10 protein-coding genes and 1 pseudogene are annotated in these 12,144 nt (G+C 41.6%); 10 read left to right on the top strand and 1 reads right to left on the bottom strand.

The window, feature by feature from the left end; all coding sequences use genetic code 11:
- Nucleotides 1-128 precede the first annotated feature (128 nt).
- The gene (locus tag A7325_RS11915) at nucleotides 129-1,910 is read left to right on the top strand and encodes a bifunctional ADP-dependent NAD(P)H-hydrate dehydratase/NAD(P)H-hydrate epimerase (protein WP_068408427.1); all 1,782 of its coding nucleotides are present in this window, start codon (nucleotides 129-131) and stop codon (nucleotides 1,908-1,910) included.
- 74 nt (nucleotides 1,911-1,984) lie between these two features.
- Here A7325_RS11915 and A7325_RS11910 read toward each other — a convergent pair whose 3' ends face one another.
- Nucleotides 1,985-2,494 (bottom strand): DUF4124 domain-containing protein, encoded by a 510-nt coding sequence (locus tag A7325_RS11910; protein WP_226928797.1) that lies wholly within the window; start codon nucleotides 2,492-2,494, stop codon nucleotides 1,985-1,987.
- 841 nt (nucleotides 2,495-3,335) lie between these two features.
- On the opposite strand from A7325_RS11910, the gene A7325_RS11905 reads away from it, so the two are divergent.
- From A7325_RS11905 to A7325_RS11865, 9 genes and pseudogenes are all read left to right on the top strand, one after another.
- The gene (locus tag A7325_RS11905) at nucleotides 3,336-5,168 is read left to right on the top strand and encodes an acetolactate synthase 3 large subunit (protein WP_180952479.1); all 1,833 of its coding nucleotides are present in this window, start codon (nucleotides 3,336-3,338) and stop codon (nucleotides 5,166-5,168) included.
- Nucleotides 5,168-5,665: an acetolactate synthase small subunit gene (gene ilvN / locus A7325_RS11900; protein ID WP_068408422.1), complete on the top strand. Its 498-nt coding sequence runs from the start codon at nucleotides 5,168-5,170 to the stop codon at nucleotides 5,663-5,665. Before A7325_RS11905 ends, ilvN begins: the two co-directional genes overlap by 1 nt.
- Before the next feature lie 134 nt (nucleotides 5,666-5,799).
- Entirely contained in the window at nucleotides 5,800-6,816 is a 1,017-nt protein-coding gene (gene ilvC, locus A7325_RS11895) for a ketol-acid reductoisomerase (RefSeq protein WP_068408420.1), read from the top strand.
- Nucleotides 6,817-7,113: 297 nt separating this feature from the next.
- Nucleotides 7,114-7,539 carry a hypothetical protein gene (locus A7325_RS11890; RefSeq protein WP_068408418.1) on the top strand — a complete coding sequence of 142 codons (426 nt, stop codon included), beginning with the start codon at nucleotides 7,114-7,116 and terminating at the stop codon, nucleotides 7,537-7,539.
- Nucleotides 7,540-7,906: 367 nt separating this feature from the next.
- Nucleotides 7,907-8,119 carry a cold-shock protein gene (locus A7325_RS11885; protein ID WP_068408416.1) on the top strand — a complete coding sequence of 71 codons (213 nt, stop codon included), beginning with the start codon at nucleotides 7,907-7,909 and terminating at the stop codon, nucleotides 8,117-8,119.
- A gap of 293 nt (nucleotides 8,120-8,412) precedes the next feature.
- Complete coding sequence (locus tag A7325_RS11880) at nucleotides 8,413-8,988, top strand: DUF421 domain-containing protein (protein WP_068408414.1); 576 nt, start codon at nucleotides 8,413-8,415, stop codon at nucleotides 8,986-8,988.
- A gap of 636 nt (nucleotides 8,989-9,624) precedes the next feature.
- The gene (locus A7325_RS11875) at nucleotides 9,625-10,374 is read left to right on the top strand and encodes an electron transfer flavoprotein subunit beta/FixA family protein (RefSeq protein ID WP_068408412.1); all 750 of its coding nucleotides are present in this window, start codon (nucleotides 9,625-9,627) and stop codon (nucleotides 10,372-10,374) included.
- A 148-nt stretch (nucleotides 10,375-10,522) separates the two neighbouring features.
- Entirely contained in the window at nucleotides 10,523-11,455 is a 933-nt protein-coding gene (locus A7325_RS11870) for an electron transfer flavoprotein subunit alpha/FixB family protein (protein WP_068408410.1), read from the top strand.
- A 456-nt stretch (nucleotides 11,456-11,911) separates the two neighbouring features.
- Nucleotides 11,912-12,144 (top strand): annotated as a pseudogene (locus A7325_RS11865) (hypothetical protein); the annotation flags it as partial.

Below are 12,144 nucleotides of genomic sequence, written 5' to 3'. Positions count from 1 at the left end.
AAATGAATAAATCTGTATTTTTACCAAACTGTAAGCTCTCGTAAAATCTAATAGAGCTGATACTACTCATACATTACCTTATGATTAAAATAATAAGACCAGTAAATAAAAATAAGCGAGGATAAGCCATGTCAGTATCAACCAATGTATTCACAAAAACGACCATGCCTGTAGCGCTGTATAGCAGCAATCAAATTTATGCCATGGAGCAGGTGTGGTTTGCTGAAGGTCACGACAGTTTTGGATTGATGCAGCAGGCCGCATGGCAAATGGCGCATTATATTATGGCGCTTTATGAGCAAAAAATGCTTAATTTTCATTCCTTTGCATTTACTAACACTCATAATCGCAATAATTGTTCGCCTCGAGCGAATGTCTGGGTCGGGAAGGGTAATAACGGCGGTGATGGTTGGTTGATTGCTTATTATTTACAGCAATTGGGCTGGCAAGTAGAGATAACAGCCGTCGGTTTTGACAAACAGGATTTTTTGATGGCTGAGACAACCCAGCAATCTAACCAACAAAGTTCTTTATCTGATGCCAACAAAGCCCTGAAAATAGCGCTGTCTGCTAACTGTGACTATTTACGCTTTGAAGACATGAGTTCTGATGACAAGCAAAACGTAAATGAGCAGCTACAAGCAGACGTCTACGTCGATGCGTTATTTGGTATAGGTTTAGATCGCGCGCCTGATGGTATTTATAAACAGGCGATTAATAGTCTTAACAATGCCGCGCAGTACAACGGCACTTTGGTCGTTGCAGTTGATGTGCCCAGTGGCTTGGTTGCTTCTACTGGGCAAGTATTCGACCAAGTAGCTGTAAACGCTGATGCGACATTATGTTTGATTGCGCGCAAATTTGGTTTACATACCAACGATGGTATGGATTATAGCGGACAAGTGATTGACATTCCGCTCATCCCTTATCAAACGAATAGTAAAGAATTTAAACCAATTGCCAAGCTACTGACAGCGGCTTATCCATTAAATTCACGCCGTCAAAACAGTTATAAAGGCAGTTACGGCCACGTATTAGTGATTGGCGGTAATCGCGTTGATGGCTCGCAGGGCATGGGCGGTGCCGCTATCCTCTCGGCTTCAAGTACGATGGCGACTGGTGCGGGGAAAATTACCGTCGCCTGTCATGAAGCATTTCATGGAGCGCTATTAACCTCACTGCCCGATGCGATGACCATCAATTTACATGATACCGATGGCGTAAAAAATCTTATCAAAGAAGCCAGTGTTATTGCTATTGGCATGGGACTTGGCCGTGATGATAAGGCAAAAGCGTTATTTATAAATTATATCCAAACGGCGGTAGAAAACAGCAAGCCAATAGTGATTGATGCCGATGGCCTATATCATTTGGCAACATTACAGGCTGGCGAGCATAAACTGGTTACACAGCTAAAAGCGTATAGTAGCGAACATCAAGTTTGCCTAACACCGCATAGTGGTGAAGCGGCAAGATTGTTGAATAAAGAGGTCAGTGAAGTAGAAGAGGATAGGCTAGCTACGATAAAAAAGTGCGCCAACATCTATGGCGGAGATTGGGTGTTAAAAGGTGCAGGGTCGTTAGTGCTAGAACAAAAGGCTGAGGAAAGACAAATTTACGCTTGTGGTGTCGGTAATGCCGGAATGGCAAGCGCTGGCATGGGTGATGTGTTATCTGGCGTCATTGCAGGTCTGCTAGCGCAAAAGGATTTAACCGAAGAAGCGCGTAGTTTGCACCAAGCGGTTCTGCTTCATGGTCTGGCAGGCGACTGCTTAGCGGGACAGACAGAAAATTTAGAAAGTCTTAGCCATGCTCATAATACTCGCTCATTATTGATCGGCCAACGAGGCTTACAAGCGCAGGATATGCCCGCTGCTATCCGCCATATTGTGCAGTCGATAACTGTCTAATAAATAGTTATCAACCGCACCTACCAACATTGAATATAGCAGTGTTAGTATTGTTTAAAGATAGATTACAGGACTTAGGTACCATTACAATATTGATTGATGGCTTGCTGTACACGCTCGCGTTTTAGCTCAATTTCACGGCCATCTAAATATTGACGTTTACCATTGGCATCCATCTCGTAGATACGCCCACCAACATTTAGGTTGGTCAAATTATTGCGTAATGACTGGCAACGCTGAGCATTAGCCTGTGCTTCTTGTTCTTTAATGCGCGCCTCTAGCTGAGCCACGCGCTGTTCTTCAGCACTTTGCGGGGCGGCTTGATTGGCTTCAGTTTTCCCTGCCAATTGTCCGGCATTATTTTGTCTACCGTCACTACGAAACTCAATCACTTCAATATTTCTACCATTTTGCGGCGCGTATTGGCTGTACTTCACCTCACCGTGTGCGCCGATAGACTTATAAACCTGAATGGCATGGCTGGCATGCATTGACAGCATGAGCATACACGCCGCGCTGATACTCATCAGCAGTTTGATAGTGGTGTTTATGGTAGACGCAGATGTCATAGTAACGATTGCCATAATGACAAACCTCTTAAGGGGTAAAGAACGGCTGTATATACCAGTTAAGGATAATATTTAATCGTCTTGATAACAAAGTAAATACACTAGCGTTTGATTTTAGCAAATAATACTTATAAATGCATAATGTTTAATAACTAATAGTTAGGGATAGGGTTTAGAAGTTTTTCTTGACAAAGGTGCTTAAACCATCGAATATAATAGCAGTTGATTGGTCAGTGAGCGGCTTTTATAAAATTGCCGTGGCACTTGAAAATAAGGACTACGGGTTGCTTATCAGTAGCTTGCTCAGTTTTATTTTCTTTGTGACAAAAATATAAAGTAGATGGTCATTATCGCAATGATTATCAGATTCTATATTTATTGTCTGCGGACTTATCTGTCTACAATGACTAAGATAAACTTATTATTACTGTGGTTCGTAAGATTTGGCTGTAATAAACAATAGGGCGCAATGTATAGTTTTAACAACAACTCATAAAATAAGTTATAAGATTTAGCGATCCTATAGCGTGCCAATATTATTGAGAGTCGTTTCATATCCTGCCTCCCTTTATTTATTACTGTCGTAACTTGGTATTCTCAAAATAATAAGCCTCTTTTATAGATGCATTCGCATCTTGTCACTGTCTGTCGATAAAATCCTGCCACAAAGCTGACCCTACATATATTGCTGTGTTTGAGTGCGATGCTGTTCTATATAACAGTATTACTTGGATATAGTGGGCACACATTCTTGATATGGATAAGAATCCCGAATCTTCTTTATAAGACCAATAACCTTGTAAAAACGGTGTTTTCTTTTATAAATGAGCGACCATTCTTACCACAAAAAAAGGTGATGACAGTGACGCAAACCACGCAAAGTCCGAATATGACTGGACATACCCAAACGGGTAATGCCGCCAAAAATTTTGAAGAAAAGCAACAACGCCTTGCAGAAGGTAGCGAGCAGCCTGTGATGTTGTCTGGCGCTGAGATGTTGGTGCAGGCACTGACCGACGAAGGGGTCAAATATATTTTTGGCTATCCAGGCGGCGCCGTTCTACATATCTATGATGCCTTGTTTCAACAAGAAAATATTGAGCATATTTTAGTGCGTCATGAACAAGCAGCCGGCCACATGGCAGATGCTTATTCACGCGTGACCGGTCAGACAGGTGTGGTGCTCGCGACCTCAGGTCCAGGTGCGACCAATACCGTGACGGCAATCGCCACCGCGTTTATGGATTCTGTGCCGATGGTGGTTATTTCAGGTCAGGTACCTAGTAGCCTAATCGGTGAAGATGCCTTCCAAGAAACCGATATGGTCGGTGTATCACGTCCTATCGTCAAGCATAGCTTCCAAGTGCGCCATGCTAGCGAAATCCCTATGATTGTCAAAAAAGCCTTTCATATCGCTCAGTCTGGACGTCCAGGCCCAGTAGTCATTGACGTACCAAAAGATATGACAGCGCCAAGTGAAAAATTTGCCTACGCTTATCCAAAAGACGTGTTTATCCGCTCGTATCAGCCCTCACTAAAAGGTCATAGCGGTCAAATTAAAAAGGCCGTTGAAACTTTATTGTCAGCACAGCGTCCTGTTATTTATGCAGGCGGCGGGGTCATTTGGAGTAAAGCCAGTAAAGAGTTGACTGAGCTTGCTCATCGCTTAAACTTACCAGTTACCAATACCTTAATGGGTTTGGGTACTTTCCCAGGTTCTGATAGTCAGTTCTTAGGCATGCTTGGGATGCATGGCACCTATGAAGCCAATATGAGTATGCATCACGCTGATGTCATCTTGGCAATCGGTGCACGTTTTGATGACCGCGTGACCAATAATGTCAAAAAATTCTGTCCGAATGCGACGATTATTCATATCGATATTGATCCGGCATCCATTTCAAAAACCATTAATGCCCATATTCCAATCGTTGGCGATGTTAAAGCAGTCTTGACCGATATGTTAGAAATCATCGGTGATGATAAAGAGCTTGAGCAGCATGCCTTGTTAGATTGGTGGTCACAAATTAATGAATGGCGTACGCGTCATGGCCTACGTTATGACACTAATACCGATAATGGTATTAAGCCACAAGCGGTGGTGCAGGCTTTGGATAAAGTAACCAATAGTAACGCCATTATCACCAGTGACGTCGGTCAGCATCAGATGTTTGCCGCGCTTTATTATACTTATAATGAGCCTGGTCAATGGTTGAACTCCGGCGGTTTGGGCACCATGGGTGTAGGCTTGCCTTATGCGATGGCGGCAAAACTTGCCAATCCTGAGCGTGACGTGGTGTGTATTACCGGTGAAGGCTCTATTCAGATGAATATTCAAGAGCTATCGACTTGCCTACAATATAACTTGCCAGTCAAGATTTTGAACCTAAACAATGCACAGTTGGGTATGGTTAAACAATGGCAAGACATGCTGTATGAAGGCCGTCATGCGCAGTCTTATATGAACTCACTACCAGACTTTGTCAAATTGGCTGAAAGCTATGGTCATGTCGGTATTAAGATTACCGATCCTGCGACTATGGAAGCACAATTGGCTGAAGCTATGGCTATGACTGATAAATTGGTATTTATCGACGTTTATGTCGATCGTAATGAGCATGTTTATCCGATGCAAGTCGCTGGGCAAGCGATGCGTGATATGTGGTTAACAAAAGGGGAGCGTACCTAATGCAACAACAACATCTGATTTCGGTATTGATGGAAAACGAAGCGGGTTCGTTGTCGCGGTTAGTCGGCTTGTTCTCCCAACGCGGCTATAACATCGAGACGCTAAACGTCGCCCCTACTGATGATCCAAGTATCTCACGTCTGACGGTCACTACCATTACCTCGCCTGAAAGAATCGAGCAAATCACCAAGCAATTGCATAAATTGATTGAAGTGGTTAAAGTGCTCAATCTAACAGACAATGTGCACGTCGAGCGTGAGCTCATGCTTATTAAAGTACGAGCGTCGGGCGGTGTACGTGAAGAGATTAAACGCAGTGCTGATATTTTCCGCGCTCAAATCGTTGATGTCAATTCTAACCTATACACCATTCAAATCGTTGGTGATAAAGCCAAGCTTGACGGCTTTATCGATGTGATTGGTCGCGAGCGCATTATGGAAGTGGTGCGTTCGGGTGTGATTGGTATTGCACGTGGCGAAAAAACCCTAAGCTTGTAATTTTATAATCGTTATTAAAAATCTTAATTTATTATCAACAGCGCGCTCATTTTAGCCAATACTTTAGAGTTTCGGTTAGAGCAGAAGCGCTTATTATCCATGGCCAGCCATGTTTTAGGAAAAGGACTCTATTTATGAACGTTTATTATGACAAAGACTGTGACCTATCAATCATCCAAGGCAAAAAAGTTGCCATTATTGGTTACGGTTCACAAGGCCATGCACACGCGTTGAATTTACAAGACTCAGACGTCGATGTCACCGTTGGTCTACGTGCCAATTCTAGCTCATGGAAAAAAGCGGAAAACGCGGGTTTAAAAGTTGCTGAAGTAGAAGAAGCGGTAAAAGCGGCTGACGTCGTGATGATTTTGACCCCTGATGAGTTCCAAAAACAGCTTTATAGCGATGTGATTGAACCAAACATCAAAGAAGGTGCCACCCTTGCTTTCGCTCATGGTTTTGCGATCCATTACAACCAAGTAGAGCCACGTAGCGACCTTGACGTTATTATGGTGGCGCCTAAGGCACCAGGTCATACCGTACGTTCAGAATTTACCAAAGGTGGCGGTATCCCAGATTTAATCGCTATCTATCAAGATGCGTCTGGTCAAGCTAAGCAGTTAGCCTTGTCTTATGCTGCTGGTGTTGGTGGTGGTCGTTCAGGCATCATCGAAACGACCTTTAAAGATGAAACCGAAACCGACCTATTTGGTGAGCAAGCGGTACTTTGTGGCGGCGCGGTTGAGCTGGTAAAAATGGGCTTTGAAACCCTAACTGAAGCCGGCTATGCTCCTGAAATGGCTTACTTTGAGTGCTTACATGAGCTAAAGCTTATCGTTGACCTCATGTATGAAGGCGGTATCGCTGATATGAACTATTCAATCAGTAACAACGCTGAGTACGGCGAATACGTGACTGGTCCAGAAGTGATCAACGAACAGTCACGTGAAGCGATGCGTAATGCGCTAAAACGCATCCAATCTGGTGAATACGCAAAAATGTTCATCAGTGAAGGCGCAACCAACTATCCTTCAATGACTGCCCGTCGTCGTAACAACGCTGAGCACCAAATCGAAGTGACTGGTGCGAAATTGCGCGGCATGATGCCTTGGATTGGTGGCAATAAAATCATCGATAAAGACAAAAACTAATTTATTAGTGAATGGTTAAGCAATTAAGCAATAATCAAATCTCTATCATTTTAGTTATCTAAAAATCAAAACCCATGTTATCACTCGATAGCATGGGTTTTTTAATGGCTAGCAATTCAATAATCTAGAGAAAGTTGCCACCGTAATCACTTGTTAGTGGTTGAAAACTCTTTATTACTGCCTCATATAAGCAGACTTGCTTATTTTATTTAAAAAAATACTAAAACCAAACGCTAAAGAATGATCTGAGCGCTTGATTTTTTATTCTTATTCTTTCTTGATTACAGGTTGTCTGTTGTGCAAATACCAAGTCCTAACTGGCTGACGCCGCAATTTATCTACATTACTCTGAGCGCTGTGGTAGCAGTATTGATTTGGATAGAAGGCGAGATGCTCAAGCGCAACCAAGGTAAGCTGCCGCAATCTAAGTTCTTTCGCATCAGCTCTTTACTTGATACCGCTTGGTTCTTTGTCTCTACTCTGGCGTTGTACGTCATTGATTTGGCGCCGTTGGCCATTGCCGTGCCAGTCGCTTATAGCATCTATACCATCTACGGCTGGATATATGGTACGCGTCTGCTCAAGCGCAAAGGCATACCAGACTCACCGAAGGATTTGGTGGTGCCAGCTAAATATATCGCCTATAGCCAATCCTTTTCTTTGATATTTTTTGCCTTGTGTCTACTGGTTTTATTATCGCCCTGGTTACCGCTACCTGCATAATAATGTTTTAGCGCTGGAATGATGTTTTTGGTTGTTGTGCTATTAAATGCATGGCAAATCAATTGTTTTAGCTTGGATGCTATAAAATACTTATTAAAATCAACTATTTAAATAATACATCTTTATTTGATGATAAAGCTGACAGAAAGCCGCGGTTTTTTACAAAAAAAAATAATTTAACCTGTTGCAGTTTAGAAAAGCTGCTATAATCAGTTTGTACTCGTAGGATTTTAGGCAAGAGCTTTAGGTTATCTTCTAGATAAATCAAGGGTTTAAGCCGATGCGCTTAGCAAAAAATACTTGAGTATATATCAATTAATCGGTGATGACACACGTCTCGCCAACAGTTAAAGAGTTAGGAAAATTTATGTCAGAGAAAGTTGAAGGCACTGTAAAGTGGTTTAATGAAGCTAAAGGTTTTGGTTTTATCGCTCAAGACAATGGCGGACAAGACGTATTCGCTCACTACAGCGCTATCCAAGGTAACGGTTTCAAAACTCTAGCCGAAGGCCAAAAAGTGTCTTTCATCTTAGGTGATGGCAAAAAAGGCCCACAAGCTGAGCAAATCGAAGCTATCTAATCTTAGTGATTATTGAGTAAACTGATTTATCAGCCAGCTTGATACCATAAAGATAATCGATAAGTATTGATTCCTTTGTTTGTTAAAACAATAAAAATACTGTTTAGACGTTAAAAAAAAGCAACCATTCATCAGGTTGCTTTTTTTATGATATTTTTTTAAGAAAATGACTTAAATTCTGTAAGTTTGGACAAAGCGTGATTATTTATTTTTGACAATAACGCTGTTATCTTAATAGAGGATTAGTTTAAAAAAGTTTTTAGGCATTAATACCAAATAAAAAAGGCGAGTGTATGCAGTGGGAAAAATGGTTTGCGATTGAATGGCCGCAAGTGCTCGGTATTTCACTATCAGCGCTTGGATTATATTTGGGACTCATTGCGTTTACGCGACTGATGGGGCTACGCAGTTTTTCCAAGCTTTCAAGCTACGATTTTGCCATGACTGTTGCTATCGGTAGCATACTGGCGTCAACCATCTTATCTGACAGCCCATCTTTGGCGCAAGGCTTAGTCGCCGTTGCGATATTGTTTCTTATTCAAGGTACCATCTCTGTCATCAGGCGTAAGTCTAAGCCTCTAAAATCACTGATTGATAATCAAGCAATTATCTTAATGGCGCACGGAGAGTATTTTTGCGATAATTTAAAAGAAGCCAATCTGACCAAAAGTGACGTGCAAGAAGTATTGCGTAAGAATGGATTGAAAGCAAAGAGCGAAGTATTCGCTGTTATTATGGAAACGACCGGCGATATGAGTGTCATTAAGCAGGATAATACTGCACCCGACTGGTCACTGTTTGACGACATTCGTGACAGCCATTTGCTAATTAATGCTAACAATAAATCTGATAAACCGCCTAGACAATAAAAACTCGGAAGATGAAATCATAGTAAAGTAGGCATTAATTACAAGGCTGTCTCTGTTATAAAGGACGGTCGAGTTAGCGTATTCGAGCAAATTAATTCTCTATTTAGGCACTCATAGACAGTTTTTGCAACAATGGTGACAAATTTATGACGCATTATTCACGGCGTTGTCTTGACCTTAGCCCTGTGCTCACGCAAGATAGACGGGTCTGATAATAACGGTTGGCTTAGCTTTAGCAGGATTTAAGCGTTTGCTGGTATATTTTTATTATTGGTAAATACTTATAAAAGTAAATACCAATAATAAATCACGACTAGCGAATAATAAATATGATGCCGCGATATCTTGGGTGAGCGGCTTATACATATTTATGTTTAAATACGCCACTCTCAACTTATTTTCCTAAGTAGCTGATTTTTAATGGCATTGCAAATTAGATATTTCTGTTACGCTAATTTGAAGCTAATAAAACCAAGGTCTTGTTTAAGTTGAGAGTGGGGTGTTTAAATCTATGTTAATGTGGTAAAAACCTTTAGTAGTATTTTGAACGACAATTTGCACCATAGTTTGAAGAAAATGAACCTTTGGTTCTTAATTGGTAACTCTTAATTCATAACATTAATAAACGAGGAACGTATGAAAGCATTAGTAGCGGTCAAGCGTGTCATTGATTACAACGTAAAAGTTCGTGTAAAAGCTGATAATTCGGGCGTAGATTTATCTAACACTAAAATGTCAATCAACCCTTTTGATGAAATTGCTGTTGAAGAAGCCGTTCGTCTAAAAGAAGCGGGCGTGATTGATGAAGTCATCGTCGCCTCAATCGGTCCAAAAGAATCACAAGAGCAAATTCGTGCAGCTTTAGCCTTGGGTGCTGATCGTGGGATTTTGGTCGTATCTGACGAAAAACCTTATCCATTACAAGTTGCTAAAATCCTTAAAAATATCGCTGAAACTGAGTCTACGGATATTATCTTATTAGGCAAACAAGCCATTGATGACGACAACAACCAAACCGGTCAGATGCTAGCAGCATTGATGGGTATCGGTCAGGGTACTTTTGCGTCAGAAGTAAAAGTTGAAGGCAGCAAAGTCAACGTCACGCGTGAAATCGACGGTGGTCTGCAAACCCTAGCACTTGAGCTCCCAGCGGTTATCACCACTGACTTACGCTTAAATGAGCCACGTTATGCTAAATTGCCTAACATCATGAAAGCGAAGAAAAAGCCACTTGATGAAAAAACACCTGCTGATTTCGGTGTCGATATGACTTCTAAGCAAGAAATTATCAAAGTCGTGCCACCTTCTGAGCGTAAAGCTGGTATCAAGGTAGGTTCAGTTGACGAGTTGGTCGATAAGCTAAAAAATGAAGCAAAAGTTATCTAAGGCGTGAGTCTTTTAATATTTTTCTACGGCATATCTTGTGCAAAATGATGTTATCTAAAAGGTTTCATATTTAAGCTGGATTGGTAAATCATTTTGTACACAAACAACCGCATGAATAGATGATACGAATAAATAAAGGATAAAAATAATGGCAATTTTGGTATATGCAGAACATGACAATGCCAGTCTAAAAAAGGCAACTTTGAACACGATCGCTGCTGCTAAGCAAATAGGCGATGACGTCCATGTATTGGTCGCTGGTAGCGGCGCGCAAGCAGCAGCTGACGCAGCCGCTAAAGCTGAAGGCGTGACTAAAGTACTATTAGCCGATAACGCCGCTTATGAGCATCAATTGGCAGGCAACATCGCCCTATTGGTTGCTGACATCGCTAGTGATTATAGCCATATCATTGCTGCTGCTACTACCACTGGCAAAAACTTTATGCCACGTGTCGCCGCTTTACTTGACGTGAGCATGTTGTCAGAAATCTCTGCGGTCGTAGATGCAAATACCTTTGAGCGTCCTATCTATGCAGGTAACGCCACGGCAACAGTTAAGACTTCAGAAGATAAAGTGGTTTTAACAGTCCGTACAACGGCTTTTGATCCTGTGGCAAGCGAAGGCGGTTCAGCATCTGTTGAGACACTGGATAATGTTCAAGATTTGGGTAAATCAAGCTTCGTCAATGAAGAGATGGCAAAATCCGACCGCCCTGAATTGACTTCAGCAAGCATCGTGGTTTCAGGTGGTCGTGCGCTAGCAAACGGTGAAAACTTCACTAAATATATCGAGCCGCTAGCTGATAAGCTTGGCGCTGCGGTTGGCGCATCACGTGCTGCTGTTGATGCAGGCTATGTACCAAACGATATGCAAGTTGGTCAAACAGGTAAAATCGTTGCACCAGACCTCTATATTGCAGCTGGTATCTCAGGCGCGATTCAGCATTTAGCGGGTATGAAAGATTCTAAAGTGATCGTTGCTATCAATAATGATCCAGAGTCTCCAATCGCTAGCGTTGCTGATTACTTCTTAGAAGCCGATTTATTTGAAGCATTGCCTGAGTTAACTAGTAAGATTTAATGATTAATTACTAGATAAGTAATTAAGCAAAAAAAACCCGCTATTTTTATAGCGGGTTTTTTTATTATCAAATCTAAAATTTTTTAATTTACTTAACAATATTGGTGTAATGGACATTATTCATGCTGGCGTAGTGTCTAACGCTATATACTGTCTATATTTGCAAGGAATCAAAGCCATGAATCAAAAAACTGCCCTTTTTGTCATGATAAACACACCAAGAAGAATGGACGCAAGCTAGGCAAACAACAGTATCAATGTCTAGCTTGCAGACGGCAGTTTTTAGGTGGCAAAAGACTCAATAACCAGACCCTTTGGACTGAATACACCCAAGGGAAACAGACCTACAAACAACTGGCTGACAAGTATAGCTGTAGTCTTAAAACCATTCAAAGACGCTTAGACAAAGTCAGTACCCAATATCAAGTTAAACGACCGAATACTGCTAACATCATCATGGATACCACTTACTTCGGTCGTAAGTTCGGTTTAATGGTTTTTATGGACAATACCACTAAAGCCGTTCTTTACTACGCGATAGTCAGTCATGAAACCAACAGTGCCTACAAGCAAGGAATTGATCATCTAGCATCGTTAGGCGTTGATGTACAAAGCATTACCTGTGATGGTAGACGAGGACTGCGTACGTTATTTACCTACACCCCTTGCCAGATGTGCCAGTTCCATCA

The sequence above is a fragment of the Psychrobacter sp. SHUES1 genome (assembly GCF_001652315.1).
Classification (GTDB): domain Bacteria; phylum Pseudomonadota; class Gammaproteobacteria; order Pseudomonadales; family Moraxellaceae; genus Psychrobacter; species Psychrobacter faecalis.
This window is presented reverse-complemented; position numbering and strand designations above follow the sequence as displayed.

Excerpts from the sequence above, each read along its gene's own strand:
- A7325_RS11885 (WP_068408416.1), top strand. The coding sequence starts at position 7,907 with ATGTCAGAGAAAGTTGAAGGCACTGTAAAGTGGTTTAATGAAGCTAAA.
- A7325_RS11880 (WP_068408414.1), top strand. The coding sequence starts at position 8,413 with ATGCAGTGGGAAAAATGGTTTGCGATTGAATGGCCGCAAGTGCTCGGT.
- ilvN (WP_068408422.1), top strand. The coding sequence starts at position 5,168 with ATGCAACAACAACATCTGATTTCGGTATTGATGGAAAACGAAGCGGGT.
- A7325_RS11910 (WP_226928797.1), bottom strand. The coding sequence starts at position 2,494 with ATGGCAATCGTTACTATGACATCTGCGTCTACCATAAACACCACTATC.
- A7325_RS11915 (WP_068408427.1), top strand. The coding sequence starts at position 129 with ATGTCAGTATCAACCAATGTATTCACAAAAACGACCATGCCTGTAGCG.
- ilvC (WP_068408420.1), top strand. The coding sequence starts at position 5,800 with ATGAACGTTTATTATGACAAAGACTGTGACCTATCAATCATCCAAGGC.
- A7325_RS11870 (WP_068408410.1), top strand. The coding sequence starts at position 10,523 with ATGGCAATTTTGGTATATGCAGAACATGACAATGCCAGTCTAAAAAAG.
- A7325_RS11905 (WP_180952479.1), top strand. The coding sequence starts at position 3,336 with ATGACAGTGACGCAAACCACGCAAAGTCCGAATATGACTGGACATACC.
- A7325_RS11875 (WP_068408412.1), top strand. The coding sequence starts at position 9,625 with ATGAAAGCATTAGTAGCGGTCAAGCGTGTCATTGATTACAACGTAAAA.